General features: G+C 61.5%; 9 protein-coding genes. 5 read left to right on the forward strand and 4 right to left on the reverse strand.

Features of this window, described 5'->3' with window-relative positions:
- Positions 1 to 136 precede the first annotated feature (136 nt).
- The 3 genes from AC0J6G_RS13765 to AC0J6G_RS13775 all read left to right on the forward strand — a co-directional run bounded on the left by AC0J6G_RS13765 (position 137) and on the right by AC0J6G_RS13775 (position 9826).
- Complete coding sequence (locus AC0J6G_RS13765; protein ID WP_475253757.1) at positions 137 to 4324, forward strand: bifunctional diguanylate cyclase/phosphodiesterase; 4188 nt, start codon at positions 137 to 139, stop codon at positions 4322 to 4324.
- A 126-nt stretch (positions 4325 to 4450) separates the two neighbouring features.
- On the forward strand, positions 4451 to 5707 hold the full coding sequence (glyA, locus tag AC0J6G_RS13770; protein WP_475248591.1) for a serine hydroxymethyltransferase: 1257 nt from the start codon (positions 4451 to 4453) through the stop codon (positions 5705 to 5707).
- Positions 5708 to 6055: 348 nt separating this feature from the next.
- The gene (locus AC0J6G_RS13775; protein WP_475248593.1) at positions 6056 to 9826 is read left to right on the forward strand and encodes a M10 family metallopeptidase C-terminal domain-containing protein; all 3771 of its coding nucleotides are present in this window, start codon (positions 6056 to 6058) and stop codon (positions 9824 to 9826) included.
- A gap of 85 nt (positions 9827 to 9911) precedes the next feature.
- Here the strand turns inward: AC0J6G_RS13775 and AC0J6G_RS13780 are convergent, their stop codons facing one another.
- The 3 genes from AC0J6G_RS13780 to AC0J6G_RS13790 are packed head-to-tail and all read right to left on the reverse strand — an operon-like array spanning position 9912 to position 12515.
- The gene (locus AC0J6G_RS13780; protein WP_339459128.1) at positions 9912 to 10055 is read right to left on the reverse strand and encodes a DUF2474 domain-containing protein; all 144 of its coding nucleotides are present in this window, start codon (positions 10053 to 10055) and stop codon (positions 9912 to 9914) included.
- 10 nt (positions 10056 to 10065) lie between these two features.
- Entirely contained in the window at positions 10066 to 11073 is a 1008-nt protein-coding gene (cydB, locus tag AC0J6G_RS13785) for a cytochrome d ubiquinol oxidase subunit II (RefSeq protein WP_475248595.1), read from the reverse strand.
- A 2-nt stretch (positions 11074 to 11075) separates the two neighbouring features.
- Positions 11076 to 12515 (reverse strand): cytochrome ubiquinol oxidase subunit I, encoded by a 1440-nt coding sequence (locus AC0J6G_RS13790; protein ID WP_475248597.1) that lies wholly within the window; start codon positions 12513 to 12515, stop codon positions 11076 to 11078.
- A 585-nt stretch (positions 12516 to 13100) separates the two neighbouring features.
- Here AC0J6G_RS13790 and AC0J6G_RS13795 point away from each other — a divergent pair.
- Complete coding sequence (locus tag AC0J6G_RS13795) at positions 13101 to 14393, forward strand: NCS2 family permease (RefSeq protein ID WP_475248599.1); 1293 nt, start codon at positions 13101 to 13103, stop codon at positions 14391 to 14393.
- 52 nt (positions 14394 to 14445) lie between these two features.
- Positions 14446 to 15534, forward strand: a complete 1089-nt coding sequence (gene trmA, locus AC0J6G_RS13800) for a tRNA (uridine(54)-C5)-methyltransferase TrmA (protein ID WP_475248600.1) — start codon at positions 14446 to 14448, stop codon at positions 15532 to 15534.
- Between the two features lie 54 nt (positions 15535 to 15588).
- Here trmA and AC0J6G_RS13805 read toward each other — a convergent pair whose 3' ends face one another.
- Positions 15589 to 15975: a DUF4345 domain-containing protein gene (locus AC0J6G_RS13805; protein WP_475248602.1), complete on the reverse strand. Its 387-nt coding sequence runs from the start codon at positions 15973 to 15975 to the stop codon at positions 15589 to 15591.
- Positions 15976 to 16092 lie beyond the last annotated feature (117 nt).

Here is a 16092-nt window from a genome sequence, read left to right on the forward strand (position 1 = left end):
GCCGCCCCCTGCAGCCGGCACTCTTGTAAGCGCCAGGGGCTCAGCCCATCGCCGCACAGTTTCAGGATGCACGTCGTTGCCAACAGTCACGCCACCCACCACACCGCGTACACCCGGCGCAGCGCCGGCTGAGACGATGCGTGGGCCGACGCGTGGCGCACTGGTGGTGCTGGTGCTGAGCATGCTGGTGTTGCTGCTCTGGCAATTGCGCCAGGAATCTCAACAGCTGCTCGACAACCAGCGCCAGCTCGGCCTGGCCTACAGCTCGCAGCTGGCCGACCACCTCAGCCTGAACATGGAACTCAAAGCCAGCGCCGGCCAAGCGCTGTTGCACCCCCATGTGTTGCCGCCAAGCAACCCGGATACGTTAGAAGAGCTGTTGCACACCCTGCGTGGCGTCTTCCCGAACCTGCGCAGCCTGGCCTGGATCAACGACCAAGGCCGAGTGATCGCTGACAGCCATGCCCCCACCGCAGACGCCCTTTATATCGGCGAATTGCTGGCGCGCGGGCGCAATGACCGCTTCTTCTACACCTTTAGCGCCAACGACAACGGGCGTATTTATCTGCTGCTGCGGCACAACCTTGACAGCGCCGCCAGCGGCTTCTGGGTGCTGCGCATGACCAATGGGGCGCTGAGCAGTTGGCTGCGTGAGCACCACCAAAGCTCGCATCAGTGGCAGCTGGAAGACCGCAACGCGCAGCGGGTAATCGCCAGCAACATATATGACGCCGTTAGCGGCTCCTCGGTAGCACCGCCGGTTACCGCAGAAAACCTCGACCAAAGCTTGCTGCAAACCCCACTCAAGGGCAGCGACTGGCAACTGCGTGCACTGTTCAATGAGCGCCAGGTGCGCGCTCAGCAACTGCCGCAACAGGCCAGCAAACTGCTGCTGTTTATCCTCTGCGCCACCCTCACACTGGTGGCGTTGTATCGCTTGCTGCATGAGCAACGCACTCTGCACGCCCTCAACACGGCCTCGCGGCGCTCGTTGCAACAAGCCACCAGCGTGCTGGGCGCCATTAAAGAGTGCGTGCTGGTTACCGACAGCCACGGCCAGCTGCGATACCTCAACCCGCAGGCCGAGGCGATGTTCGGCCTGAACAACGATGAGGCGCGTGACTGGCACCTGCTCAAGCTCCTGCCGCGCCTTGACCCGCTGCTGCTGCATGAACCGGCGCTGCACAATGAGCTTGGCCCTGACTTGGTGGAAATCCAGCAGAACGGCGAGACTCACCTGTACGACATCAGCCGCAGCGACATCAACGAAGACCAGCGGCGTACCGGCTTTGTGTGGGTGCTGCGCGACGTCACCGAAGAACAGCACGCCTCGCAGGTGCTGCAGGAAACCCGCCGGCGCTATCAGGATATTTTTGACGGCACCGGCACGGCCTTGTGCGTACTGGATCTGACTGAATTGCATCAGTTCCTGCGCGCGCAACAGCTGCACGACCTCGCAGGCCTGCAGCGCTGGCTGGATCGCGACCCGCAACACCATGGCGAACTCTCTCAGCGCATGCGCCTGACGGAAACCAACCAAGTGGCGTTGCAACTGCTGGGCGTCCACTCCAGCGCGCAGGCGTGGGACCACCTATTCAACAGCGGCCCACTGCACCCGAACGGCTTCCGCATGCAGCTGCTTAAAACCTTGCTTAACGGCGGTGGCCAGCTGGAGATGGAGCGGCAGATCCGCACCCCGCAAGGCCATGAACGTCACCTGTGGTTACTCCTGCGCATGCCGGCAAGCATTGATGACTTGCAGGCCGTTACGCTCAGCATCAGCGACATCACCAACCGCAAACGCATCGAAACTTCGCTGATCGAACGCGAGCGCTTCTGGTCCGATGTGGTCAGCGCAGTGCCCGACACCATTTATGTGCACGACATTGCCAATAAGCGGGTGATGTACAGCAACAACCACTTAGGCCCGCAGCTCGGCTACAACAAAAAAGAAATGAGCCAGCTGGGCGAGCGCCTCTGGGAAAAGCTCCTGCACCCGGACGATGTTGAGCTGTACCAGCGCATGCGCAATATCCAGCAGGTGCTCGGCGATGGCCTGTTGATGCAGTTTGAGCTGCGCTGGCGCCACCGCGATGGCAGCTGGCACTGGTTTGATATCCGTGAGCAAGCCCTGGCCCGCGACAATAACGGTCGAGTCAGCCGCCTGATTGGCGTGGCCAAGGACATCACCGAGCAAATCTCCCGCAGCGAATCCCTGAGCACCAGCGAACAGCGCTATCGCCTGCTGGCCGAAAGCATCAGCGACGTGATTTTCTCAACTGGCAGCGACCTGCAACTCAACTACGTCAGCCCCTCAGTGATGCCGGTGCTCGGTTATGACAGCGAGTGGGCGCTGAGCAATGGCTTCTTCAGCCTGGCGACCAATCCGCGCCAGCTGAGCGGCTTCTATGCCCTGCTTGAGCGCGTGCGCAATGCCCTCGGCGACCCGCAGCGCCTGGCCGAACTTCGCAGCCATTTTGTCCCGCAGCTGTTCGTGTTTGACGCCCTGCGCGCCGACGGCCGGAAAATTCCGGTGGAACTGCGCCTGGTGCCGATGTGGGACGACAGCGGGCGTTTCGGCGGCCTGCTGGGTGTGGGCCGCGACATCAGCCTGCAACGCCGCGCCGAGAAAGACCTGCGCATGGCCGCCACGGTGTTTGAACACTCCACGGCGGCGATTCTGGTCACCGACCCGGCGGGTTATATCGTCCAGATCAACAATGCCTTCAGCCGGGTCAGCGGCTACAGCTCCGAGCAAATCCTCGACCAGCTGCCGAGCATGCTCACCGCAGACACCCAACAAGCCAGCCATCTGGGCTACGTGATCAAACAACTCAACCAGCAAGGCAGCTGGGAAGGCGAGGTGTGGCTCAAGCGCAAGAACGACGAGAAATTCCCGGCGTGGGTCGGCATTACCGCGGTCAAGGACGATGAAGGCGACCTGGTCAGCTACGTGTGCTTCTTCAGCGACATCAGCGAGCGCAAAGCCAGCGAACAGCGCATCCACCGCCTGGCCTACTACGACGCCCTGACCCAACTGCCCAACCGCACGCTGTTCCAAGACCGCCTGCACAGCGCCCTGCAGCACGGCGAACGGCACCAGGAATGGGTGGTGCTGATGTTCCTCGACCTGGACCGCTTCAAGCCGATCAACGACTCCCTCGGCCATGCCGCCGGCGACCGCATGCTCAAGGAAGTGGCGATGCGCCTGTGCGCCTGCGTCGACAGTGACGACACCGTGGCGCGCATGGGCGGCGACGAATTCACCCTGCTGCTGCAATCGCAGGTCCAGCGCGCCAGCGCCCTGACCCGCGCGATTCATGTGGGCGAACAGATTCTCGCCAGCCTGTCGCAGCCGTTTATCCTCGAAGGCCGCGAGTTCTTCGTCACCGCCAGTATCGGCATCGCCCTCAGCCCGCAGGATGGCAACGAGCTGAGCCAGCTGATGAAGAACGCCGACACCGCGATGTACCACGCCAAAGAGCGCGGCAAAAACAACGTGCAGTTCTACCAGGCCGATATGAACGCCAGCGCCCTGCAGCGCCTGGAACTGGAAAGCGACCTGCGCCACGCCCTGGAACAAGGTGAGTTCAAGCTGTATTACCAACCGCAGTTCTCCGGCGACGGTAAGCGCCTGACCGGGGCCGAAGCCTTGCTGCGCTGGCAGCATCCGCAGCGCGGCATGGTCCCGCCTGATGAGTTTATTCCGGTGCTCGAAGAGCTGGGCCTGGTGGTTCAGATTGGCGACTGGGTGCTGCGTGAATCTTGCCGGCAGTTGGCCGAATGGCATGAGGCGAAGATTCGCGTGCCGAAGATTTCGGTCAACCTCTCCGCCCGTCAGTTTGCCGAGGGCGACCTCGACCAGCGCATCGCCGAAATTCTCCGGCAGAGCGGCATTCCGGCCGGCTGCCTGGAGCTGGAGCTGACCGAAAGCATCCTGATGGAAGATGTGTCTAACGCCATGCAAACCCTCAGCAGCCTGAAGAAACTCGGTGTGTTTATTGCCATCGACGACTTCGGCACGGGTTACAGCTCGCTGAACTACCTCAAGCAATTCCCCCTCGACGTGCTGAAAATCGACCGCAGCTTTGTCGACGGCCTGCCGCATGGCGAGCAGGACGGGCAGATTGCACGCGCCATCATCGCCATGGCCCACAGCCTCAACCTCACGGTAATCGCCGAAGGTGTGGAAACCCTGGCTCAGCTGGACTTTCTGCGCGGCCATGACTGCGATGAAGTCCAGGGTTTCCTGCTTGGCCGGCCCATGCCGGCGCACCAGTTCACCGCCCTGTTTACCGGCACCGCGCTGTTTATGCTGGGCTGAAATGCGCCAGCACATGAGCCCCATTTGTCCGCCAGATGACCACGCTTCATATGCCTGACAGCGCTGAATGGGGTAGAATTCGTCCCCTCTTTAGACTGCCCAACTGATTTTTCTCAGGGGAATGCCATGTTCAGCCGTGATTTGACTCTTGCCCGTTATGACGCCGAATTGTTTGCCGCGATGGAGCAAGAAGCCCAGCGCCAGGAACATCACATCGAGCTGATCGCCTCGGAAAACTACACCAGCCCAGCGGTGATGGAAGCCCAAGGCTCGGTACTGACCAACAAGTACGCCGAAGGCTACCCAGGCAAGCGCTACTACGGCGGTTGCGAATATGTCGACATCGTTGAGCAGCTGGCCATCGACCGCGCCAAAGAGCTGTTTGGCGCTGACTACGCCAACGTCCAACCGCACTCCGGCAGCCAAGCCAACAGCGCGGTCTACCTGGCCCTGCTGAACGCCGGCGATACCGTGCTGGGCATGAGCTTGGCGCACGGCGGCCACCTGACCCACGGCGCCAGCGTCAGCTTCTCCGGCAAGGTGTACAACGCGGTGCAGTACGGCATCGACACCGTCACCGGTCTGATTGACTACGACGAAGTTGAGCGCCTGGCCGTTGAACACCAGCCGAAGATGATCATCGCCGGCTTCAGCGCCTACTCGCAGGTACTGGACTTCCCACGCTTCCGCGCCATCGCCGACAAAGTCGGTGCCTACCTGTTCGTCGACATGGCGCACGTAGCCGGCCTGGTTGCTGCTGGCGTGTACCCGAACCCGGTGCCGTTCGCTGACGTGGTCACCACCACCACCCACAAAACCCTGCGCGGCCCGCGTGGTGGTTTGATCCTGGCACGCGCCAACGAAGCGCTGGAGAAGAAGTTCAACTCCGCCGTCTTCCCAGGCGGCCAGGGCGGCCCACTGGAGCACGTGATTGCCGGTAAGGCCGTGTGCTTTAAAGAAGCCCTGCAGCCTGAGTTCAAGGCTTACCAGCAGCAAGTGATCAAAAACGCCCAAGCCATGGCCAGTGTGTTTATTGAGAAGGGCTACGACGTCATCTCCGGCGGCACCGAGAACCATCTGTTCCTGCTCTCGCTGATCAAGCAAGACATCACCGGTAAAGACGCCGACGCCGCCCTGGGTCGCGCCTTTATCACCGTGAACAAGAACAGCGTACCGAACGATCCACGCTCGCCTTTCGTCACCTCGGGTCTGCGTATCGGCACCCCGGCCGTGACCACCCGTGGTTTCAAAGAAGACGAATGCCGTGCACTGGCTGGCTGGATCTGCGAAATCCTCGCCAACCTGGGCGACGAGTCGGTTGAAGCGCGCATCCGTGAGCAAGTCAAAGCGGTCTGCGCCAAGTTCCCGGTTTACGGCAACTGAGTCAGCCCTACGGGCGGTTTGTTTGGCACAAAACGCTAAATAGTCAGACCGTCCATCGGTAAAAAATGCCTGCATCGAGAGATGCAGGCATTTTTTTATGCGCCGTCGTTCGCCCCCGCAACGCCCACAGCGCCTAGTTATAAGGCCGCTAGCAGCACAACGGCATGGCCACTGCCTGGCCCAGTACGTGCCTATTCCTTGGCGTCCAGCCCTTGACGCGCAACCCGTAAAAAACCGCAGCACGCCGCCCTTTGCTCGCTGTCACAACGACTGCACGCCAGCGGTAGAGGGCGTCTATCCGCGTGTTTTGCTCAGCGCACTGCTCACTGAGCCAGAGGAAGGTAAATCATGCTCACAGCCATCAAGGGTTTCGCTGCAACAACGACCAACGCAACCGACGCCAACCTGCAACCGCTGCAAGGCAGCGACAGCCAGGACACGCTGGTGGGCACAGACGCCGACGAACTCTTACTCGGCGAGGCTGGTAACGACAGCCTGCGCGGCGGCGCGGGCAATGATGTATTGGTCGGCGGCCTGGGCCGCGACACACTCAGCGGCGGGGACGGCGCGGACACCTTCCGCTTCAGCACGCGGCAAGACAGTTACCGCACCAGCAGCAGCGCCTTCAGCGACTTGATCAGCGATTTCGATGGCAGCGTTGATCGCCTCGACCTCTCCAGCCTGGGGTTTACGGCCCTGGGCAATGGCTACAACGGCACGTTGCTGCTCAGCTACAGCAGCGCCAGCGACCGCACCTACCTGAAATCATTCGAGGGCGATGCCAGCGGCCATTATTTCGACGTGTCCTTTCAGGGCAATCAGCTGACGGCGGTCAACCCCACCAACATTCTCTTCACCGCTAACACCACGACCAACAACAGCGTCGCGCTCAACGAACCGTTGCTGGACCAAAGCACCAGTGAAAACAGCGCATTCACTTACCAATTCGCCGCATCCAGCTTCACTGACCCCGACGGCGACCCGCTCGGTTACAGCGCCACCCTGAGTAACGGCGCGGCGCTGCCATCCTGGCTGGCATTCAACGCCAGCACCCTGACGTTTAGCGGCATGCCTGGCATCGATGCGGCCGGCAGCTATGCCATCGCCGTGAGCGCCAGCGATGGCCGCGGCAGCACGGTCACAGGCAGTTTTTTACTCAGCGTCAGTGATGCGCCTGCTGGCGATTTGACCTTGTCAGGCAGCGCCGGCAACGACCGCCTAATCGGCACGGCGGCAAGTGAAACCCTGCTGGGCCTGGACGGTAACGACACACTGCTGGGCGGTGCCGGTAACGACATCCTTATCGGCGGCATCGGGCGCGACACGCTAACCGGCGGAGCGGACGCCGACACCTTCCGCTTCAGCTCCGTGCACGACAGCTACCGCAACGGCAGCCTGCACAACGACACCATCACCGATTTTGAGGCCACCCTCGACCGCATCGACCTGAGCGGGATTGGCTTTACCGCCCTGGGCAATGGCTACAACGGCACCCTGCTGCTCAGCTACAGCAGCGCCAGTGACCGCACGTATTTAAAATCGCTGGAACCCGATCTCGACGGTAACCGCTTTGAGCTGGCCATCCAGGGCAACCACCTGAACACACTGAACGCCAGCAACCTCCTCTTCGAAGCTGCACCACCACCACCACCACCACCACCACAGCCTTCCGTTCTGGTAGGCACCGAGGGCAACGACGTATTGACCGGCACCAGCGCGGACGACGTCCTGCTCGGCGGGGCCGGCGCCGACAAACTCCATGGCGGCGCCGGTAACGATGTGCTCGACGGCGGCGCGGGCAAAGACAGCCTGACCGGTGGCGAAGGCAGCGATATCTTCCGCTTCAGCAGCGCACTCGACAGCTTCCGCAACTACGGCCCGGCAAACACCAGCGCAGCTGACACCATCACCGACTTCACCCTCGGCATGGACAAGATCGACCTCTCGGCCCTCGGCATCACCGGATTGGGCAACGGTTATGGCAACACCCTGCAAGTAACCCTTAACGACACCGGCACCAAGACCTCACTCAAGTCCCGCGAGCCCGATGCGGACGGCAATAGCATTGAAATAGCCATCATCGGCAACCACCTGGGCAGCCTGAGCAATGCCGACTTTATTTTTGCCGAGCCCACGCCCCAGAACACCCTCTTCGTGCCGATACTCGGGCAATCCAATGCCCGCATTCTGCGGATGTTTTCCGGCGACGAGGAGTCCGGTGTTACGGAGATGGTCAGCCAGCTCAAGCGCTATACCGACTTCGATAAAGTGGAAAGCCTGTTCTTCGACCCGAGCGGCAACCCGGTCGACATCGCCGTGGGTGGCAGCACCGTCACGGGGCGATCCACGGCCACGGATGCAGAGAAGGCCAAAGCCTGGTGGTACACCGACACCGACCAGCCTGGCGAAGCACTGTTGCAGGCCGTCACCAACCTGCGCAGCCAACTGGCTGAGCTACAAGCCAAGGGCAGCGTGACGCTGGCCCTGGTGTGGGGGCAAGGCGAAGACAATGCCACCAGCTACGCCAACGCCACGGACAAACAGGCTGAGATCGAGCTGTACAAGAGCAATACGCTAAAGGTCTTCGATTACCTGAAAACCCAGCTGAACACGCCAGATGCCATGTTCTACCTGATGATGACCGGCCACTATCAAGCGCAAGCAGCAGATTTGCGCGGCTACAGCGAAGCAGAAATCGCCGCCATCACGGCGGGCACCGTGGCCATCCGCCAGGCTCAGCTGGAGCTGGCCGGCAACCGCGACGATGTGAAGATTGCCGTGGACTACAGCGACCTGCCGATGCGCTACGAGGTCGACCCGCTGACCTATTACTACGACGTGTGGCACATGCCGGGCGAAGCCGGTGAAATCATCGGTCAGCGCCTGGCGGACTTCATCGCCAATGACCTTGGCTTCCAGGGTGACCCCAGCGACAACAACGACCCCAGCGCGCTCTCCCTCTACCCCGCCAACCAGATTCTCGGCACCAGCGGCAACGACGTACTACTGGGCAGCGCGACTGCCGACACCCTCAACGGCGGCCTGGGCGACGACCACATGGAGGGCGGCAACGGCAGCGATGTGTATATCGTCGACAGCCTCGGTGACAGCGTGCTGGAAACAGGCACCGGCGAGGAGGATTACGACACCGTCGTGGCATCCGTGAGCTGGACGCTGGGCGACAACCTCGAACACCTGCTGCTCGTCGGCGAGCTGGCGCTCAGCGGCACCGGTAACAGCCTCAACAACATCATCAGCGGCAATGCGGCGGACAACCTGCTTGATGGCGCCGCCGGTGCCGACGTGTTGATTGGAGGCCACGGTTCAGACACTTACTGGGTCGACAACAGCGCCGACCTGGTGGTGGAAGGCGCCAACGCCGGGTTTGATCGGGTCTTCAGCAGCGCCACCAGCTACACCCTTGCCAACAACGTAGAAGACCTCTACCTGATCGCGCCGGGCAACTCCAATGGCACCGGCAACGCCCAGGACAACACCCTGTTCGCCAGCGGCGGGGATAACATCCTCAACGGCGGGCTTGGCAACGACACCCTGTCTTACGCCTTCGCCGAAAGCGGCGTGAGCGTCAGGCTAAGCACCTCACAGGCGCAAGCGACGGGCGGCTCCGGCTCCGACACGCTGCGTAATTTAGAAAACCTCATCGGCAGCGATTACGCCGACAGCCTGACGGGCAACAACAGCAACAACATCCTGCGCGGCGGCGGTGGCGACGATGTGCTTATCGGCGGTGCGGGTGACGATGTACTCGACGGCGGCGCCGGCGCTGACTACATGAACGGTGGCAGCGGTGCAGACCGTTATGTGTTCACCTCACTGAGTGACCTGGGCCTGAATGAACTGGCCGATCTGATCTACGGCTTCAATGGCGAAGAAGGCGACCGCATCGACTTCTCCGCCCTGGACAGCAACCCGCTAACCGCCGCCCACGATGCCTTCAGCTTCATCGGCAGCGCCGCCTTTAGTGACATTGATGCCACCGGCCAATTGCGTTTTGCCGACGGCGTGCTGTACGGCAGCAGCAACGCCGGCAGCAGCGCGGAGTTCATGATCCAACTGCTCGGCGGGGCAACCCTCACCCAGAACGACTTGTTTACCTAGCGCGCCCAAACATCATGCGCGGCAGTGGCAACGCCGCGCGGGCAACGCTTAACGGGCGTGAGCGGCGCTAAACACATTCGCGGCGTTAAGGCGTCCCCATTCCAGCGGCCTGCATAAACAGGCGCAACAGATAGGACACCGCGCCCAGAGCCAGCACGCTGCCAGCCCAGATCGCGACCAACCAGCCGAGCCGCTGCCACAGCGGCTTTTTTTCCTCGATGTCGTTCATCACGTTCACCTCAGTGATAGCCATCTTCTTCCGTCACCTTGCCGCGGAATACGTAATAGCTCCAGGCCGTGTACATCAGAATAAACGGGATGATGAACAGCGCGCCGACCAGGATAAAACCCTGGCTTTGCGGCGGCGCGGCGGCCTCCCAGATGCTGATCGACGGCGGGATGATATTCGGCCACAGGCTAATACCAAGGCCGCTGTAGCCAAGGAAGATCAACGTCAGGGTCAGCAAAAACGGGGCGTAGTTGGCGTTGCGCGCCACCGCACGCAGCAGCGCCCAGGTGCAGAGCAGCACCAGCAATGGCACCGGCATCAACCAAAAGATATTCGGCAGGCTGAACCAGCGCTCGGCGATGTCCGCATGCGCCAGCGGCGTCCACAGGCTGACGATGCCAGTGATGCCCAGCAGCACAAACACCAACGGCCGCGCCATAACATGCATCTGCTGCTGCAGACGGCCGGAGGTTTTCATGATCAGCCAGGTGCAACCAAGCAGGGCGTAAGCGACGATCAGCGCCAAGCCGCAGAACAGCGAAAACGGCGTCAGCCAATCCAGCGCGCCGCCGGCATAGGCGCGGTCAACCACCTCAAAGCCATCGATATAGGCCCCCAGCGCCACGCCCTGAAAAAAGGTCGCGGTCAGCGAGCCACCGATAAACGCCTTGTCCCACAGATGCCGCTTGGCCGGTTTGGCCTTGAAGCGAAACTCGAAGGCCACGCCGCGAAAGATCAGCCCCAGCAGCATAAAGATCAGCGGCAGATACAGCGCGCTGAGCACCACCGCATACGCCAGCGGAAAGGCGCCAAACAGCGCCGCACCGCCGAGCACCAGCCAGGTTTCGTTGCCGTCCCAGACCGGCGCCACGGTGTTCATCATAACGTCACGCTCGCCTTCGCTTTTAACGAAGGGGAAGAGGATGCCGATGCCCAAGTCGAAGCCGTCCATGACCACATACATCATCACCCCGAAGGCGATGATCACGGCCCAGATCAGCGAGAGATCAATGCCCATAGTCAATTCCTCTCAGCCAGCGAGTCAGTGTCGCCTTCTTCCAGGCCCTCTTTGGGCGCAGACAGCGGACGGGACGGCGTGCGTTTCTGCCCCGGGCCGCCCTCGGCGGGCTCCTGGCCTTCGTCGGTGATCGGGCCTTTGCGCACCAGGCGCATCATGTAGCCGATACCCGCGCCGAACAGGGCGAAGTACACCACCACGAACAGAATCAGGGTCAGGCTCATCTGCGCAAAACTGTGCCCGGACGAGGCATCGGCGGTGCGCATCAGCCCCTGAATAATCCACGGCTGACGACCAATCTCCGTGGTGTACCAGCCGGCGAGAATGGCAATGATCCCCGACGGGCCCATCCACACCGCCAGGTGCAGAAACGCCCGCGACTGGAACAGCCGGCCACGAGCGCGCAGCCACAGCGCCCAGAGACCAGTGAGGATCATCAGCATGCCCAGGCCGACCATGACGCGGAAGGTCCAGAACACGATGGTCGAGTTGGGCCGGTCTTCCTTAGCGAACTCTTTGAGCGCCGGCACTTGTTTGTCCAGGCTATGGGTCAGGATCAAGCTGCCGAGGGCAGGAATTTCAATTTTGAAGCGGGTTTCTTCTCGCTCCATATCCGGCCAACCGAACAGGATCAGCGGAGTCGGCTCATCGCCATGGTTTTCCCAGTGGCCTTCAATCGCGGCGATCTTCGCCGGCTGGTACTTGAGGGTATTGAGGCCGTGGAAATCGCCGATTACCGCCTGGATCGGCGCCACGATCAGCGCCATCCACATGGCCATCGACAGCATCTTGCGGATCGCCGGGTTGTCGCGGCCGCGCAGCAAGTGCCAGGCTGCCGATGCGCCGACAAAGAACGCCGTGGCGAGGAACGCCGCCGTGGCCATGTGCGCTAGGCGGTAAGGGAACGAGGGGTTAAACACCACGGCGAACCAGTCCACCGGGATCACCCGCCCGTCGATAATCTCGAAGCCTTGCGGGGTGTGCATCCAGCTGTTGGACGCCAGAATCCAGAAGGTCGATATCAGCGTACCGACCGCCACCATCACCGTGGAGAAGAAGTGCAGGCCAGGGCCGACGCGGTGCCAGCCGAACAACATCACACCGAGGAAACCCGCTTCAAGGAAGAATGCAGTGAGCACTTCATAGGTCAGCAGCGGCCCGGTGACCGCCCCAGCAAAGTCGGAAAACGCGCTCCAGTTGGTGCCGAACTGGTAAGCCATCACCAGGCCAGACACCACACCCATGCCGAAATTGACCGCAAAAATCTTCGACCAGAAGTGATACAGGTCGCGGTACACCGTCTGGCTGGTTTTCAGCCACAGGCCTTCCAACACAGCCAGGTAACTTGCCAAGCCGATGGTGATGGCCGGAAAGATGATGTGAAAGGAGATGGTGAAAGCGAACTGGATTCGAGCAAGGTCGAGAGCCTCCAATCCAAACATGGCGTTTCCTCAGTCAGGTGATACGGGGCACGGCCACGGGCGCACATGCCAGCCACAAGCAATCAGTCGGAAGATTATTGTTTGAGGTCAGAGAGTCATCGCAAAGGGCCAAGTGCCCTGCATAACCATGCAGCATCAGCATTGATGCGGGTCAAGATAGGTGATGAGAGTAGCGCCTGTGACTCTAAGCTCTGCTGTGGTTGATTGTCGCGCGACGGGCTGCCACAAGGGCTGCGCCCCTTCTCGCCGGGGCTCGCTCAGGCGTTTACCACCAGCAGTATGTAGATGTGAGCGCCCGCTACCGCGCTCAATGTCGGCTCGCGGCAATCCGTTAAATCCGGGTTAAGCATCCGAGGGTGTCGACGCCGCCGGCAATGCCAATAAGGTTACGGCAGGGGCGCCAATAAGCGTGCGCGCAAGGTCAGCAAACTGTCTCATCGGTCATAAATTCACCACACCCAAACGAGCTGATATGATGCGCGCCTTTTTCCAGATCGCCGGCAAAAACATGCACAACCATGTGGATGTGCTTTGCTTTCGGTTTGCATAAACACGGCCCAGAAAGCCGTTATCGGGGAGTTCCACATGCTGGAAAGATTGTTCCAACTCAAAGCCCACAACACCACGGTGCGTACCGAGATGCTGGCGGGGCTGACCACCTTCCTGACGATGGCCTACATCCTCTTCGTCAACCCCAACATCCTCGCCGAAGCTGGCATGGATAAAGGGGCGGTGTTTGTCGCCACGTGCCTGGCCGCCGCCATCGGCTCGGCCATTATGGGCTTGGTCGCCAACTACCCGATTGCTCTGGCGCCCGGCATGGGGCTAAACGCCTTCTTCACCTACACCGTGGTGCTGACCATGGGCCACACCTGGCAGGTGGCACTGGGCGCGGTTTTCCTCTCCGGGGTGATCTTCTTTTTACTGTCGATCTTCAAGATTCGCGAATGGATCATTAACAGCATTCCGATGGAGCTGCGGGCAGGTGTTGCCGCCGGTATTGGCTTGTTCCTGGCGATCATCGCGCTGAAAAATGCCGGCATCGTGGTCGATAACCCCGCCACTCTGGTTGGCCTCGGCGACCTCAGCCAAGGCGCCCCGCTGCTCGCCAGCCTGGGCTTCTTCGTGATCGCGGCACTGGCTTATCGCCGCGTCACCGGCGCCGTGATGATCGGCATTTTGCTGGTCACCGGCCTGTCGATTTTGTTTGGCCTGTCGCAGCTCGACGCTGTGGTTTCGATGCCGCCCTCGCTGATGCCGACGCTGCTGCAGCTGGACATCATGGGCGCGCTGGATATCGGCCTGCTCAGCGTGATCTTCGCCTTCCTCTTTGTTGACCTGTTCGACACCTCCGGCACCCTGGTCGGCGTCGCACAGAAAGCTAACTTGCTCGATAAAGACGGCAAAATGCCCAAACTCGGCCGCGCCCTGCTGGCTGACAGCACCGCCACCATGGCCGGCGCCGCACTGGGCACCTCGACCACCACCAGCTATATCGAATCGGCGGCGGGCATTACTGCTGGCGGGCGCACCGGTCTGACCGCCTGCGTGGTGGCAGCCCTGTTCCTACTGGCGCTGTTCTTCGCACCGCTGGCCGGCGCCGTCCCGGCTTTTGCCACCGCCCCGGCGCTGATGTTTGTCGCAGTGCTGATGATGAGCAGCCTGGCGCAGATCGATTGGGATGACCTCAGCGTCGCCGCCCCGGTCGTCATCGCCGCCCTGGCCATGCCGCTGACCTTCTCGATTGCCAACGGCATTGCCTTTGGCTTTATCGCGTGGACTCTCATCAAGCTGCTGGCAGGCCGCTGGCGCGACCTCAACCCTGCACTGGTGGTGTTGTCGGCCTTGTTTGTGATCAAGCTGGCGTACTTCGCCTGATCCTGTGCGGGTGAGCGTGGCTCACCCGCTCCTTTTCTGAAAAGAGCCTTGCATGAGCCGTTCCCAGTTCGATCCCGCCAGCTATGCCGTCCAGCTGGCTGAAAAGCAGCAGCGCCTGATCGAGCTGCTGGCCCCCTTCGACGCACCAGCGCCCGAAGTATTTGAATCACCGCGTGAGCACTATCGCTTGCGCGCCGAATTCCGCCTGTGGCGTGAGGGTGACGACCGGCACTACGCCATGTTCGAAGCCGGCGATAAATACACGCCGATCTTCTTCGAAAATTTCCCCATCGCCAGCGCCCAAATCAACGCGCTGATGCCGCGTCTGAAGGCCGCCTGGCAAGCCAGCAGCGCCCTGAACTTCAAGCTGTTCCAGGTCGAGTTCCTCACCACCCTGGCCGGCGACGGCATGATTACCCTGTGCTATCACCGTCCGCTGGATGACGCCTGGCAGGCCGCAGCGGAAAAGCTTGCCGCCGAGCTGCAGGTGAGCATCATCGGCCGCTCCAAGGGCAAGCGCGTTGTCATCGGCCGGGACTATGTTGAGGAAAAGCTCACTGTGGCTGGGCGCACCTTCAGCTATCGCCAGCCAGAAGGCGCCTTCACCCAGCCCAACGGCGACGTCAACCAGAAGATGCTGACTTGGGCCTTTAACGCCCTCGGCGAACGCCAGGATGACCTGCTGGAACTGTACTGTGGCAACGGCAACTTCACCTTGCCGCTGGCCACCCGCGTGCGCAAAGTCCTGGCCACCGAGATCAGCAAAACCTCAGTCAATGCCGCACTGGCCAACCTGGCTGACAACGGCGTGGATAACGTCACCTTGGTACGCCTGTCCGCCGAGGAGTTAACCGAAGCGCTGAATGAGGTACGCCCGTTCCGCCGCCTGGCTGGCGTGGACTTAAAGAACTATGACTTCGGCTGCGTATTCGTTGACCCACCCCGCGCCGGGATGGACCCGGACACCTGCGAGCTGACTCGGCGCTTTGAGCGCATCCTGTACATCTCCTGCAACCCGGAAACCCTGGCCGCCAACATCGCCCAGCTCAGCGACACCCACAAGGTGACGCGCTGCGCGCTGTTCGACCAGTTCCCCTACACCCACCATATGGAATCGGGTGTTCTGCTGGAGCGCCGTTAACCCGCGCGCAACACCTGTTGCGCGCCCGCCCTGCGGCATAAACGGACGCGACGGTTACTGCCGCGGCAGGCCGCGCAACGCCCAGAAACACAGCCCGGCAGAGACCACTTCCAGCAGCAATGCAAAGAGGTTGAAGCTCTGCTGCGCGCCGCCATCGAGCCACAAACCGCCGATGCGCGCCAACGCCAGCGAGCTGTAAAGCAGCACCAGCAAGGTCAATGCGGCGCGCGTCAGGTCCAGACGGCTGAGTGACAAGCCGATAAACGCCGCCAAGCCGATCTGCAAGCCGCCATAGAACGCCCGCATATCGGTCGCGGCCGCCGGGGACATCAGCAGCATGCCACTGAGGTTGGCCATTTCATGGGGGCGAACAAAATAGGCCAAGCCCAAACCGGCCAATGCCAGCAGTTGAATCAGCAAAATTACCCGTGCACGTAGCATGAAGCGCATCCTTAACCGGAAAATCGTACGCGCAGCATAAGCCGCCCTTGTGCGTTTCGGAAATCGGCAGTGGTTGCCCGCCAGCGCGGGCGCTATTCTGGCCGACACCATTTCCAG

The organism is Pseudomonas sp. TS_SC_3 (genome assembly GCF_056156225.1).